Raw genomic sequence first — 12,231 nt, 5'->3', positions numbered from 1 at the left:
CGCGTTTTATGACAGCGTAACAGACAGAAGTTAAGACACTAAAGTAGACATTTACTTGATATCAGAATTCCAGATTTTAGTTGATTGCAAAAGCGATTAACGACCCAAATTTGCTTGGTGACAATAGCGTTTTGGACCCACCTGACCCCATGCCGAACTCAGTAGTGAAACGAAACAGCGCCGATGATAGTGTGGCATTTGCCATGTGAAAGTAGGACATCGCCAGGCTCCAAATTCAGTCGCAAGACTTTAAATTAAGTCGAAAGACTATAAATAAAATAATAAGAAAATTGAACAGAATTTTCTTGGTGACAATAGCGTTTTGGACCCACCTGACCCCATGCCGAACTCAGTAGTGAAACGAAACAGCGCCGATGATAGTGTGGCATTTGCCATGTGAAAGTAGGACATCGCCAGGCTCCAAATTAAAGAAAGCCCGATTCGAAAGAGTCGGGCTTTTTTGCGTTTAAGCTGATAGCTCTCTGTGTTGGGTTTCGCTGCGCTCTACCCAACCTACGGCAGAGCTTTAAAACTTTCCTCTTTCTAACTTTACTCTCGCTAACTCACTACAAACCACATTGCTCCTTGCTTCCCTTACGTTGTTATGCGATAAAGCGTTCTATATTTGTAATACAATTAGGGTTTGCTGTGTCTCGTAAGAAAACAACCAAGTCAAAAGGTTCTTCAGGGTTAAATCGTAAAAATAGTGAAACATTCATCGCTAAGTTCTCATCTCATCCTGATACGCATCTATGCCCATCGGGTTTGATGTATAAAGTGATTGATGATGTTGAAGGGGATCGCGTGACAGAGTTCGATACAGTGGTCATTAATCAACGTATTATGCTTGCTGATGGCAGTGTCATTGCCGACAGTTATAAAGCGGGTATGCCAGAGGTGTTTGCTTTATCCGAAGCAATAGAAGGGTTACGAGAAGGTTTGTTATTAATGAATATCGGCTCTCGCTATGAATTTGTGATCCCCCCAGAGCTTGCTTGGGGTAAAAAAGGTAACGGCGGAAAAATTGGTGCGAACGCAGTGCTGCATTTTGACGTTCGGTTGATGCGTTTAGCTTAATTCTTCTAGCATAAGTCCTTTAGCATAACTCGACAGAGTATTTGAAACGCGTTAACGTTCACTACTGGTTACTGAGGAACATTATGGACGCATTTACTTCACGAGTTTATTTTCTTCGCCATGGCGAAATTGCCACACCGGGTATTCTTTCTGGGCAAATCGATGTAGATTTATCAAAGCATGGTCTTGAACAAATGCGCCAAGCCTCTGCTGAACTGTTGAATTTAAATGCTATTTATAGCTCACCGCTAAAGCGTTGCTCAGTCTATGCTGATTTTTTAGCAAATCAACACACATTGAATGTTCAGTATTTCAATGCGCTGAAAGAGTTTAATTTTGGTGATTGGGATGGCCAAGACTATCAGCAGCTTTGGCAGCAAACCAGTAAACCTCATATCGGTGATTTTTGGCAGCATCCTTGGCAGGTAAAAGTACCCAATGGTGAATCAATGGCTGACTTTTACGCAAGGGTAGAGGCTTGGTGGCAAACGTTTTTAAACTCATTGAGTGAAACTAAACATACTCAGTCATTGGTAATCAGCCACGCTGGTGTGATTAAACAAATTCTTGCTATTGTTTGCCAGATGCCAAAACAGTCAGCCACGCATTTAAATGTTTTCCACCTCCCTTATGCGGGGCTTATTACACTCGATGTATATATAGATGAACAAGGAAAAACTTGGCCAAAAATTGTTTTTTAGCCATCTAGAGTGATATTCATTGAATTATTTACTTAGCCCGCCATAATACACATATGCTATGGAATGGAGTGAAATTCTCCAGCTGTTCCCGCAACTGTAATCCATCATAAGTATGGTCAGCCAGATACTTAGCACTAACAATTAATCATCGAGCGGGTAAACTCACGTCATTTTCTGGTACTTATCAGTGCTTTCTTGTGCGTTGTGGTTGCTCGCCAAGAGAGAACAAGCTTGCAACAAACTAGCCACGGCTCTGCGCCATTAATATCAGTCTCTGATTTAAGTTGGGGTATTGCGAATAAAACAATACTTAAATCAATTAGCCTTGAGTTAAAAGCTGGGCAGTTTATAGGTTTACTTGGCCCTAATGGTGCAGGTAAATCAAGCTTACTGCGTTGTCTTTATCGTTACTTGAAACCTCAACAAGGGGCTGTGTTGCTAAACGGTGAAGATATCTGGCAAATCAATGCTGATGAGTTTGCAAAGCAGGTTGCTGTAGTTTTACAAGAGTCTCCATCGAAGTTTAATTTGTCTCTGTTCGACGTGGTGAGTTTAGGGTTAACACCTCATAAGCGACTTTTCAGCGGCACGTCTATCAATGATAAGCAGCGAATATATCAAGCGATTGAGCAGGTTGGTTTGTCTCATCATAGTGAGCAAGCATTCGATTCACTCTCTGGTGGTGAAAAGCAAAGAGCACTCATTGCACGCTCTATCGTACAGCAACCTAAGCTTTTGATCATGGATGAGCCTACCAGTCATCTTGATGTTAAATACCAAATTCAAATAATGGAATTAGCAAAGTCCCTCGATGTGACTGTGCTTGCCTCTTTTCATGACTTAAATCTCGCAGCGAGTTTGTGTGATGAATTACTGGTAATTGACGAAGGGCAATTGGTTTGTCAGGGGCAACCAAAAGCGGTGCTTACTGAGCAGCTGTTGAGCGATGTATTTGGTGTCTGCGCTGCGGTGTCTGCTCATCCGCAATCAAACACCGATAAGTTTATCCCGCATATAACTTATTTTTATGGCTATCAGACACAGGAGCATCAAAATGACTGATGCAATGCGTTTAAGTATCTGTGCTGTTGTTGGGCTTATTAGTTGTTTTTTCGCTCTGAGCTTTGGTGCTGCAAACACACCATTGAGTGAGGTACTTAATGGCTTGTTTAGCCAAGGCGGTGATGAATTCGTGCAGCGAATTATTTGGCAGTTACGCATGCCAAGAACGGTGCTGGCATTTTTAGCAGGATCTGGACTGGCTCTTGCGGGATTAATTTTGCAAACCGTAACCCGAAACCCGCTTGCTGACCCTTACTTGTTCGGTATCTCTTCAGGAGCTTCATTTGGTGTGGTGTGCTTTATAGCCCTTACTGGTGCGGGCTTTGGCTTAAGCATGTCGGTAGCTGCATTTGCCGGAAGCTTACTTTCTATGCTGTTGCTTATTGCTATTGCAGGGCGTCGCCATGTTGGTCAAGTTGAAGCCATGTTACTTGCCGGCGTTGCTTTATCCTTCTTATTTAGCGCTCTGACTAGCCTGCTGCTTTATTTTAGTGATCCTCAAGCAATTACAGCTATTTTATTTTGGACAATGGGCAGTTTTTCTCGGGCGCAGTGGGGCACTCTTTGGCTGCCGTTTACCGTTATTATTGCCTGTATGACTTTGATGATTGCATTTCGTCGTCAGCTTAATGCAATGCTACTTGGCGATGAAAGTGCTGCGACTTTGGGGATTCATGTTCAACGCTTTCGGATCATGATGCTGCTGCTAAGTTCATTAATTACAGCGGTGCTTGTTGCTCTGTGTGGAGGCGTTGGTTTTGTAGGTCTGATGATCCCGCATATTGTGCGCTACTTTTCGCCGCAAGGCAGCAGTCATAACTTAGTCATGACGTCCTTGGTCGGTGGCATTTTTATGGTGTGGGTAGATGTGTTATGCCGAACCTTATTGAATAACCAAGAATTACCCGTTGGTGTGATCACTGCAGCTATCGGCAGCGTGTTCTTTTTATTCTTACTTTATTTTCGTAAACAGAGCAGGTAGCTAATGTTTAATATCATGCCAATTAATCAGCAGTTTTCAGCTGTAATACAACAAAAGATAGACCTTAAAACGAAGCCGCTTGGTGCCTTAGGTCAGCTTGAGAGTTGTGCTAAACAATTAACGCTTATTTTTTCAAAGCAGCTTGATAGTGAGCAGGCGCTACTTGCCTTTAAACCAGTTATTTCAAAGCCTTCTCTGGTTGTATTTGCAGGCGATCATGGTGTGGCAAGTCAAGGTGTGTCAATTGCTCCTAGCACTGTTACATCACAAATGGTGGCAAACTTTGCAGCTGGAGGCGCTGCAATCAATGTATTTTGTCGCCAGCTTGGTTGGCAGCTCGAAGTTGTCGATGCCGGAACACTCACTACAGCACATGATAAAAGTGTGCATAACCAGCGTTTAGGTGAAATCACTGCCCCACTGAATACTGAAATGGCCATGTCTCGTAGTCACGTTGAAAAAGGGTTTGAATTAGCAAAGCAGCGAGTTCATTCACTCTATGAGCAAGGCAGCAATACTATTGCGTTTGGAGAGATGGGGATTGGTAATACTACAAGTGCTGCGGCATTAATGGCTGCTTTGTTGTCCTTACCTGCCAACCAATGTGTTGGTAAAGGCACAGGTGTGAGTGATGAGGTTATAGCTAAAAAAATTAAGGTTGTAGAGCAAGCCCTCCAGTTGCATCAAGCTCATTTTAGCGACCCATTAATGACACTCGCTGCATTAGGTGGTTTTGAAATTGTTCAGATCACCGGTGCCATTTTAGCTGCTGCGGAGCTCGGCATGGCGGTGATCGTGGATGGCTTTATTTGTACTGCAGCAGCGCTTGTTGCAACTCGCATTAATGCAAACGCTCGCGATTACATGTTATTTGCCCATGCCTCTGATGAGCAAGGGCACAAAACAATGCTTAATGCCATGCACGCATCACCTTTATTACAGCTAGATTTACGTTTAGGAGAGGGCACAGGTGCTGCACTTGCCTTACCTTTACTGCAAGCATCTTTGGCGTTTTACAATGACATGGCAAGTTTTGCCGATGCCAATGTTGAGCAAGTAGTTTGATATGAGCACGGAACAACACACTTCAAACACGACTCCAAGTCAGCTTCAGTTATTTTTACTGGCGCTCAGCTTTTTAACGCGTATACCCGTTAAATTAAACTTTGCAGTATCGAATAAGGCGCTCAATCAGGCCAGCCGCTATTTTGCATTGGTCGGTGTATTATTAGGCGCACTTTTAGCGTTAAGCTTTTTGCTGCTAAGTTGGTTATTCCCCCCAGCCATTGCAGTCGTGTTAGTTATGGCGTTTAGCTTGGTAATCACAGGGGCATTTCATGAAGATGGGCTTGCTGATGTGTGGGATGGCTTTGGTGGCGGTTGGCAAGTTGCAGATAAGCTCAACATTATGAAAGATAGTCGCTTAGGCACCTATGGTGCTGCGGCGCTTGTGATGGCTTTATTAGTTAAGTACCAAACACTTGTCGCACTTAGCGAGGCAACCAGTACTCTGATTATTGCTCTTGTTTTAGGACAAAGCTTAAGCCGGGTTGTAGCAACAAGTTTAATTGCAGATATGGACTATGTAAGTCAGGACGCCACATCTAAAGTAAAACCAATTGCGATGTATTTAAGCACGCAAAGTTATCAAATACTGCTAGCAACTGGCTTTGCTGTGCTAGCAATAGCATGGTTGTTTTTTGGCTTCACTCTAGGGCAATTATTAATACTCGTCAGTGTGCTTTTTGTTACTCGTTTACTATTGAAGCGCTGGTTTGAAAAGCAGTTATCTGGCTACACCGGTGATTGCTTAGGTGCTGCCCAACAAGTATCTGAGCTTGTTACCTACTTATGTCTAGTGAGTATGTTATGAGCCAATCACACACCTTAATTTTAGGCGGTGCTCGCAGCGGTAAAAGCCGTTTTGCTGAGCAGCTGGCAATAAATTCAGACAAGCCGCTTATCTACATTGCCACAGCAAATGCGGGTGATGAAGAAATGACAGCCCGAATTAATAGGCATCAAGCAGAGCGCGCTAAGCATTGGCAACTTATTGAAGAGCCTTTGCATTTGGCTAAAACATTACGACAGTATAGCCAAGCTGAAAACTGTATTTTAGTGGACTGTTTAACCTTGTGGTTAAGTAATTGCTTATGCCAGCAGGGTGAAGCATTTTGGCTTGAGCAAAAAGCGGCCTTACTCGATGTGCTATCGCAATTGCCCGGTGAGGTGATTTTTGTCAGCAATGAAGTGGGCCATGGCATTGTGCCGCTCGGTGAATTAAGCCGTCAGTTTGTTGATCATTCAGGTTGGTTGCATCAAGCCTTAGCACAGCAAGTTGCACGTGTTGAGTTTGTAATTGCAGGTCTTGCACAAACCTTAAAAAGAGAACAATGATGAAAACATTAATGGTGCAAGGCACAACTTCAGATGCAGGCAAAAGCACCCTTGTTGCAGCACTTTGTCGGATCTTTGCAGAGCGAGGCATTAAGGTTGCACCTTTTAAGCCACAAAATATGGCGTTAAATAGTGCCGTAACCGCAGATGGTGGCGAGATAGGCCGAGCACAAGCTTTGCAAGCTGTAGCGGCAAAAGTGCCCGCAGAAGTCGATTTTAACCCTATCTTATTAAAACCTAACAGTGATACTGGGGCGCAGGTAATCGTTCATGGTAAAGCGCTTTCGAATATGGAAGCGGACAGTTATCACGACTACAAAAAAGTGGCGATGGATGCGGTTCTTACTTCGCAGCAGCGTTTAAGTGAACGTTTTGAATTACTGGTTGTTGAAGGTGCTGGGAGCCCTGCAGAAATAAACCTGCGCGAAAACGACATTGCCAATATGGGCTATGCTGAGGCGGTAGATTGCCCGGTGATCATTATCGCCGATATCGACAAAGGCGGGGTGTTTGCCCATTTAATTGGGACATTAGCGTTATTGTCTGACTCAGAGCAAGCGCGCGTTAAAGGCTTTGTGATTAACCGTTTTCGGGGTGATATTGCGTTATTGCAAGGCGGCCTTGATTGGTTAGAGCAATACACCAACAAGCCAGTGCTTGGGGTGTTACCTTATTTACATGACTTAGCACTAGATGCTGAAGATGCCGTTGCTATAAGCAATCAGGTAGATAAACCACAATTGCGCATAGCAGTGCTATTGCTACCTCATATTAGTAATCACACTGACTTTGATGCACTACGATTACAACCAGAAATCGATTTACAGTATTTACGTCATACCCAGACTATTCCAAGTGTTGATCTGATTATTATTCCGGGCAGTAAAAATGTCCTTAGCGACTTAGCGTTTTTAAAAAATGAAGGTTGGCACACACAAATAAAACGTCATTTACGCTATGGCGGTAAAGTGCTCGGAGTATGTGGTGGGCTGCAAATGTTAGGCAACTATCTTGCTGATCCACATGCTGTTGAATCCAATTTAGGCAGCGCAGAAGGGCTAGGGTTGGCTGACTTTGAAACGCAGTTAGGGCAGCAAAAAGTATTAAGCCAAGTCACTGGCATGCTTCATTTAAATCGTAGTGGTAAAACAATTTCAGGCTATGAAATTCACGCTGGTATAAGCCAAGGGCCCGCACTTGAAAAGCCATTCTTGAGTTTTAATAATCACCCAAGTGGATTTAAAGTGGATGGCTTTATTAGTGATGATAACCAAATAGCAGGTACTTACTTACATGGCTTGTTCGATACGCCAGAGGGAGTAGCTGAGCTAACTACTTGGCTTGCACCAAATAGCCAAATACAGCCGATTGATATTAACTTAAACCGTGAACAGCAGTTAAGCCGTTTAGCCAATGTGGTAGCAGAGAATCTCGATATTGAACAAATCATCAATATTTATGAGAACTTCAACTTAGAGTCATAAGGAACAACAATGAGCGAACAGAATCAAGATAAGCACCAACAGCGCCAGCAAAAAGTAAAAGAAAAAGTCGATGAACGTATTGCTGCTGCGCAAAAAGAGCAAGGTATTTTTCAGGTCATAACTGGTAATGGTAAGGGCAAATCTACCTCTGGATTTGGTACTGTCGCACGCGCTGTTGGTCACGGAATGAAAGCAGCTGTGTGTCAGTTTATTAAAGGGACTTGGGAGTGCGGTGAGCGTAACCTACTCGAAAAAGCAGGGGTTGAATTTGTTATTATGAACACCGGTTTTACCTGGGAAACACAAAACAAAGAGTCAGACACCGCAGCTGCCCAAGTGACATGGCAAGAAGCGAAAAGAATGCTCAAGGATGAGTCGATTAACCTCGTTATGCTAGACGAAATAACCTATATGATCACCTACGGCTATATTGACTTAGACGAAGTACTAGAGGCAGTAAGCTCTCGACCAGCCATGCAATCGGTGATTATTACAGGACGTGGTGCACACCGTAAATTGACCGACTTGGCTGACACAGTCAGTGAAGTTAGAAACGTAAAACATGCTTTTGATGCTGGCATTAAAGCGCAAAAAGGGTTCGATTATTAACATGAAAACCATCAAGTTTGCACTCTTAGGTTTTTTATTAAATTTACCCGCACTTGCACACGCTCATGAAATTAAAGAGCCACAGCGTATTGTTGCTTTAGCACCGCACATTGTTGAAAACCTGTTTGCGATAGGTGCTGGCGATCGTATCGTTGGTACGGTTGATTTTGCTGATTACCCAGCACAAGCGAATGATATTGAACGTGTTGGTGGGTATTACGGCGTCAATATGGAAAAGTTACTGTCACTTAAGCCAGATCTTGTTTTAGCGTGGAAGACAGGAAATAAAGCTGATGACCTCGCTTATATCGAAAAGCTAGGTATTCCTGTTGCTTATAGTAATCCGGATCAAGTTGATAATGTTGCTGATGAATTACGTAAGCTCGGCACGCTTACGCATTTACAAACTAAGGCAGATAAGGTGGCCAATGAGTTTGCAGCTAAACTCAATGCAATTCGTGCCTCTCAGCAAGGTAAAAAAGCCGTGCCTGTTTTTTATCAATTATGGCCAGAGCCGATGATGACAATTGGCGGAAATACCTGGATCAATCAGCTTTTAACTATTTGCCATGCTGAGAATGTGTTTGCTAATAGCGATACTGATTACCCGCGTATTAGTATTGAAAATGTATTGGTTGCTAAACCTGAGGCGATTATTATTCCAGACGAAAAATCTAAAAAGCCGCAACCGAAGATAGACTGGCGTCAATGGCCTGAACTGCCGGCAGTGCAGCATAACCAGTTTATTAGTGTGAACGCAGATCTATTGCATCGTTTTACAACCCGTATGCTAGATGGTTTAAGCGATATGTGTGGTAAAATAGACATTTCTCGTCAGCAAATACAGGCTTCAAAATGATCGATTGGCAAACATTTCTAGATACCGAGCTTGCTAAACCCTACATGCAAGAAACCTTGCAATATGTAGCTGATAGACGCGCAGCAGGTGTGACCGTTTATCCAAAAGATGAGCAGGTATTCTCAGCTTTTGATGCCACACCACTGAGCGAAGTCAAAGTGGTTATTTTAGGGCAAGACCCTTATCACGGAGAAGGCCAAGCCCATGGTTTGTGTTTTTCGGTATTGCCGCAGGTTAAAAAACTACCGCCATCATTAAAGAATATATACAAGGAACTAGCCACAGATATTGATGGGTTTGAGATACCCCACCACGGTTACTTGCAAAGTTGGGCAGAGCAAGGGGTGTTTTTACTTAATACCGTACTTACTGTTGAACAAGGGCAGGCTCATTCTCATAAGCAGCTTGGCTGGGAGCAATTTACCGATGCAGTGATTGCGCTTATTAATCAACACTGTGAAGGTGTGGTGTTTATTTTATGGGGCGCACATGCACAGAAAAAAGGTAAACACATTGATACCTCGCGTCATCATGTGATCCAAGGTCCGCATCCGTCACCGCTTTCTGCTCATCGAGGTTTTTTTGGTTGTCAGCACTTTTCTAAGACAAACCAAATGCTTATTGATCAAAACAAAAAACCGATCAATTGGTCATTACCACAAATTTTATAACAAAAACGTAAAAGGCCCATAATAAGGGCCTTTATTTTACAAAAAATCTAATTCGTCTATGTCAATACTATCAGTAAAGTAATCAAGCTCCTTTAGTTCTTTACGTAATCTGTGTTTATCTTTTAACGCTTCGATTTCGCGCCATTTTCTTTTTTTATTTTTTGTGGAGGTCTTTTTTGTTTTACCAGGACCTTCTAATATTTCTAAAATATCGTCTAGGCTATCCATGAACTTCTCCCATTTATTTTTTGAACCTCGGAAATACGTATACCATAGGCAAGGTAAAAATAGAACAAAAAAGTGACGATAATGTTACAGAACTGTGATTGATAGATGAATAGATCAAGGAATTAGTTATTTCAGAAACAAAAACGCCACCGGGAGGTGGCGTTTTAAAAAATGCTGTAATTTGAATTACATTGCTTTAAAACGAGCTTCTAATTCAATTTGTGCTTCTGCGAACGAGCGAATACCTTCAGCGAGCTTTTCTGTTGCCATTGCATCTTGGTTATGTAACCAACGGAACTGGCTTTCAGTCAGTGGTGCTGGTTTTTCTTCAACAGTAAAGTCGTTATCTAGCAGGTATTCTTGTGCATCAGTTAGTTGACCTAGCTCTTCTAAAAGTGCAGGGCTAATGGTTAACTTATCACAACCTGTAAGCGCGATGATTTCGCCTGTATTACGGAAGCTTGCGCCCATTACCACTGTTTTGTAATCGTGACGTTTGTAGAATTCGTAGATACTACGAACCGATTGCACACCAGGATCGTTCAGTGGATCAGTTGGCTTTTCCATACCGTTAGCAACATGCCAGTCTAGGATACGGCCAACGAATGGTGAAATTAAAAATACGTTAGCATCGGCACATGCGCGAGCTTGTGCTTCAGAGAATAACAGCGTTAAGTTACACTTAGTGCCTTCTTTCTCTAATTGCTCAGCGGCTTTGATGCCTTCCCACGTTGATGCAACTTTGATCAGGATTTTATCTTTGCTCACACCTTCTTTTTCGTACAGGCTCAATAAAGTGTGGGCTTTATCGATTGTCGCTTGCGTATCAAATGATAAACGCGCATCTACTTCTGTTGAGATATAACCTGGAACAATTTCACTGATTTCTTTACCAATTAAAACAGCAAAGTAATCACAAGCTAGCTCAAGTTGTTTAGCTGCATCTTGCTCGGTTTCTTTGGCATATTGCCACGCTTTATCTAAATAAGGCTTGTACGCTTCAATTTCACTGGCTTTTAAAAGTAAAGACGGATTAGTTGTCGCATCTTCTGGTTGGTGCTTTTTGATAGCTTCGATATCACCTGTATCTGCAACAATAGATGAATGCTGTTTAAGCCTTTGTAGTGCTGAAGTCATTTGCTTTCCTCATTCCAAGCAAGTTAAAAGAATATCCATTATAGCCGCCTTTATGCTGCAACACTATGACAGTGTTTAATAGGTCAAATGTCCTTAATATAGAAAACTAGAACATTATGTATGAAAGAGCAGCGGATAAAGGCAGGACGAAACAAAACGTGCATTTTGATTCAATTAATGTTGAAATTGACATCAAATAAATTACAAGTCAATAGCTAAGTATGATCACTGTTATTTCACCTGCAAAGAATTTAGATTACGAAACCCCAGCCACGACCGATAAATTCACTCAACCTGAATTACTCGAGCATAGCGAAGAGTTAATGTCAGTTTGCCGTGATTTAACACCAGCGCAAATTGGTAGCCTAATGAAAATCAGCGATAAATTAGCTGGTTTAAATGCAGCACGGTTCGCCGAGTGGTCGCAGCCATTTACGCAAGATAACGCAAAACAAGCAGTATTGGCTTTTAATGGCGATGTGTACGGTGGTTTAGATGCACAATCATTAACCAGTTCAGACCTCGATTACGCGCAGTCACACTTACGTATCTTGTCTGGCCTTTACGGTGTGCTGAAGCCGTTAGATTTAATGCAGCCTTACCGTCTTGAGATGGGTACTAAACTTGAAAACCCACGTGGTAAAAACTTGTATCAGTTTTGGGGTAGTGTCATCGCCGAAAAGCTTAATACGGTACTTGCTGAGCAAGATAGTAAGTATTTAGTAAACCTTGCTTCGAACGAGTATTTTAAAGCAGTTGATAAAAAAGCGTTAAATGCGCAAATCATTACGCCGCATTTTAAAGACTGTAAAAACGGCCAATATAAAGTGATCAGCTTTTATGCGAAAAAAGCCCGCGGCATGATGGCGCGTTACATCATTGAAAATAAAATTACCCAATTGAGTGATTTAAAAGATTTCACCGTTGCAGGTTATTACTTTAGTAGCGATGCAACAGCAAAAGAATTAGAGCCTGTTTTCTTACGCGAAGAGCAGAACTAATTTTTAGCAAAATGAATTAGAGA

The 12,231-nt window shown here is 42.3% G+C and carries 14 protein-coding genes, 2 rRNA genes and 1 riboswitch; of the genes, 14 read left to right on the top strand and 2 right to left on the bottom strand.

Annotation, left to right across the window (positions count from 1 at the left end; translation table 11 throughout):
* Positions 1-113: 113 nt before the first annotated feature.
* The 13 genes from rrf (ACSFVZ_RS11695) to ung all read left to right on the top strand — a co-directional run bounded on the left by rrf (ACSFVZ_RS11695) (position 114) and on the right by ung (position 9,842).
* Positions 114-228, top strand: a 5S ribosomal RNA gene (gene rrf / locus ACSFVZ_RS11695).
* A gap of 76 nt (positions 229-304) precedes the next feature.
* Positions 305-419: ribosomal RNA gene (gene rrf, locus ACSFVZ_RS11690) — 5S ribosomal RNA — on the top strand.
* Between the two features lie 229 nt (positions 420-648).
* Entirely contained in the window at positions 649-1,077 is a 429-nt protein-coding gene (locus ACSFVZ_RS11685) for an FKBP-type peptidyl-prolyl cis-trans isomerase (protein ID WP_235384128.1), read from the top strand.
* Positions 1,078-1,160: 83 nt separating this feature from the next.
* Positions 1,161-1,778 carry a histidine phosphatase family protein gene (locus ACSFVZ_RS11680; RefSeq protein ID WP_421966086.1) on the top strand — a complete coding sequence of 206 codons (618 nt, stop codon included), beginning with the start codon at positions 1,161-1,163 and terminating at the stop codon, positions 1,776-1,778.
* Positions 1,779-1,838: 60 nt separating this feature from the next.
* Positions 1,839-1,906, top strand: a riboswitch (cobalamin riboswitch).
* Between the two features lie 103 nt (positions 1,907-2,009).
* Positions 2,010-2,840 (top strand): ABC transporter ATP-binding protein, encoded by an 831-nt coding sequence (locus ACSFVZ_RS11675; protein ID WP_435558905.1) that lies wholly within the window; start codon positions 2,010-2,012, stop codon positions 2,838-2,840.
* Entirely contained in the window at positions 2,833-3,822 is a 990-nt protein-coding gene (locus ACSFVZ_RS11670) for a FecCD family ABC transporter permease (protein WP_435558904.1), read from the top strand. Before ACSFVZ_RS11675 ends, ACSFVZ_RS11670 begins: the two co-directional genes overlap by 8 nt.
* 3 nt (positions 3,823-3,825) lie before the next feature.
* Positions 3,826-4,887: a nicotinate-nucleotide--dimethylbenzimidazole phosphoribosyltransferase gene (gene cobT, locus ACSFVZ_RS11665; RefSeq protein WP_135923705.1), complete on the top strand. Its 1,062-nt coding sequence runs from the start codon at positions 3,826-3,828 to the stop codon at positions 4,885-4,887.
* 1 nt (position 4,888) lies between these two features.
* Entirely contained in the window at positions 4,889-5,695 is an 807-nt protein-coding gene (locus ACSFVZ_RS11660; RefSeq protein WP_435558903.1) for an adenosylcobinamide-GDP ribazoletransferase, read from the top strand.
* Positions 5,692-6,219 (top strand): bifunctional adenosylcobinamide kinase/adenosylcobinamide-phosphate guanylyltransferase, encoded by a 528-nt coding sequence (gene cobU, locus ACSFVZ_RS11655; protein ID WP_435558902.1) that lies wholly within the window; start codon positions 5,692-5,694, stop codon positions 6,217-6,219. The genes ACSFVZ_RS11660 and cobU overlap by 4 nt, the downstream gene beginning before the upstream one ends.
* Positions 6,219-7,703, top strand: a complete 1,485-nt coding sequence (locus ACSFVZ_RS11650) for a cobyric acid synthase (RefSeq protein WP_435558911.1) — start codon at positions 6,219-6,221, stop codon at positions 7,701-7,703. Before cobU ends, ACSFVZ_RS11650 begins: the two co-directional genes overlap by 1 nt.
* A gap of 9 nt (positions 7,704-7,712) precedes the next feature.
* Positions 7,713-8,312, top strand: a complete 600-nt coding sequence (gene cobO, locus ACSFVZ_RS11645; protein ID WP_135923708.1) for a cob(I)yrinic acid a,c-diamide adenosyltransferase — start codon at positions 7,713-7,715, stop codon at positions 8,310-8,312.
* A gap of 1 nt (position 8,313) precedes the next feature.
* Positions 8,314-9,171: a cobalamin-binding protein gene (locus ACSFVZ_RS11640; protein WP_135923709.1), complete on the top strand. Its 858-nt coding sequence runs from the start codon at positions 8,314-8,316 to the stop codon at positions 9,169-9,171.
* Entirely contained in the window at positions 9,168-9,842 is a 675-nt protein-coding gene (gene ung / locus ACSFVZ_RS11635) for a uracil-DNA glycosylase (RefSeq protein WP_199526182.1), read from the top strand. Before ACSFVZ_RS11640 ends, ung begins: the two co-directional genes overlap by 4 nt.
* 36 nt (positions 9,843-9,878) lie before the next feature.
* On the opposite strand, the gene ACSFVZ_RS11630 is transcribed toward ung, so the two are convergent.
* Together ACSFVZ_RS11630 and tal are read right to left on the bottom strand one after the other, a co-directional pair.
* A complete protein-coding gene (locus tag ACSFVZ_RS11630; RefSeq protein ID WP_135923711.1) occupies positions 9,879-10,070 on the bottom strand; it encodes a DUF3545 family protein in 192 nt (63 codons plus the stop codon).
* Between the two features lie 186 nt (positions 10,071-10,256).
* A complete protein-coding gene (gene tal, locus ACSFVZ_RS11625) occupies positions 10,257-11,207 on the bottom strand; it encodes a transaldolase (protein ID WP_135923712.1) in 951 nt (316 codons plus the stop codon).
* A 221-nt stretch (positions 11,208-11,428) separates the two neighbouring features.
* On the opposite strand from tal, the gene yaaA reads away from it, so the two are divergent.
* A complete protein-coding gene (gene yaaA, locus ACSFVZ_RS11620; RefSeq protein WP_138557269.1) occupies positions 11,429-12,208 on the top strand; it encodes a peroxide stress protein YaaA in 780 nt (259 codons plus the stop codon).
* The last annotated feature ends 23 nt before the right edge of the window (positions 12,209-12,231 follow it).

This window comes from Pseudoalteromonas nanhaiensis (genome assembly GCF_051235485.1).
In the GTDB taxonomy this organism is placed as follows: Bacteria; Pseudomonadota; Gammaproteobacteria; order Enterobacterales; family Alteromonadaceae; genus Pseudoalteromonas; species Pseudoalteromonas lipolytica_C.
Note: the sequence above shows the minus strand (reverse complement) of the source record. Positions and strands in the feature narration are given on the sequence as shown.

Excerpts from the sequence above, each read along its gene's own strand:
- tal (WP_135923712.1), bottom strand. The coding sequence starts at position 11,207 with ATGACTTCAGCACTACAAAGGCTTAAACAGCATTCATCTATTGTTGCA.
- ACSFVZ_RS11680 (WP_421966086.1), top strand. The coding sequence starts at position 1,161 with ATGGACGCATTTACTTCACGAGTTTATTTTCTTCGCCATGGCGAAATT.
- ACSFVZ_RS11660 (WP_435558903.1), top strand. The coding sequence starts at position 4,889 with ATGAGCACGGAACAACACACTTCAAACACGACTCCAAGTCAGCTTCAG.
- cobU (WP_435558902.1), top strand. The coding sequence starts at position 5,692 with ATGAGCCAATCACACACCTTAATTTTAGGCGGTGCTCGCAGCGGTAAA.
- ACSFVZ_RS11670 (WP_435558904.1), top strand. The coding sequence starts at position 2,833 with ATGACTGATGCAATGCGTTTAAGTATCTGTGCTGTTGTTGGGCTTATT.
- cobT (WP_135923705.1), top strand. The coding sequence starts at position 3,826 with ATGTTTAATATCATGCCAATTAATCAGCAGTTTTCAGCTGTAATACAA.
- ACSFVZ_RS11650 (WP_435558911.1), top strand. The coding sequence starts at position 6,219 with ATGAAAACATTAATGGTGCAAGGCACAACTTCAGATGCAGGCAAAAGC.
- cobO (WP_135923708.1), top strand. The coding sequence starts at position 7,713 with ATGAGCGAACAGAATCAAGATAAGCACCAACAGCGCCAGCAAAAAGTA.
- ACSFVZ_RS11640 (WP_135923709.1), top strand. The coding sequence starts at position 8,314 with ATGAAAACCATCAAGTTTGCACTCTTAGGTTTTTTATTAAATTTACCC.
- ung (WP_199526182.1), top strand. The coding sequence starts at position 9,168 with ATGATCGATTGGCAAACATTTCTAGATACCGAGCTTGCTAAACCCTAC.
- ACSFVZ_RS11630 (WP_135923711.1), bottom strand. The coding sequence starts at position 10,070 with ATGGATAGCCTAGACGATATTTTAGAAATATTAGAAGGTCCTGGTAAA.
- yaaA (WP_138557269.1), top strand. The coding sequence starts at position 11,429 with ATGATCACTGTTATTTCACCTGCAAAGAATTTAGATTACGAAACCCCA.